Origin of the sequence: Achromobacter sp. SIMBA_011 (assembly GCF_046535435.1) — a bacterium.
In the GTDB taxonomy this organism is placed as follows: Bacteria; Pseudomonadota; Gammaproteobacteria; order Burkholderiales; family Burkholderiaceae_B; genus Achromobacter; species Achromobacter dolens.
This window is the reverse complement of the sequence record NZ_JAWRWN010000195.1, coordinates 1-325: the sequence shown is the minus strand read 5'-3', so window position 1 is coordinate 325 and position 325 is coordinate 1. Positions and strand designations below refer to the sequence as shown.

General features: G+C 65.5%; 1 pseudogene. It reads left to right on the top strand.

The window, feature by feature from the left end:
• Positions 1-325 (top strand): annotated as a pseudogene (locus SB816_RS30545) (transposase); the annotation flags it as partial.

The following is a 325-nucleotide window of genomic DNA, read 5'->3' as shown; positions in this document are numbered from 1 at the left end:
ACCAGATCGACTTCTCACGAGCCGCCGTCGATTCATCATCGATTCGCGCCGTTGGGGCAGGCCAAAAACTGGGCCAAACCCCACCGATCGCGCGCGACCCGGTTCCAAGCACCACATCGTCACCGACGCCAACGGTACGCCGCTCGCCGCGATCCTGACCGGCGCGAACGTCAACGACGTCACGCAATTGCTGCCGCTGATCGACGCGATTCCGCCGATCCGCGGATTGCGTGGCCACCCATTGCAGCGGCCGCGTGTGGTCTACGCGGATCGCGGTTACGACTCCGAGCGACATCGGCGCGCGTTGCGCGATCGCGGTATCGAG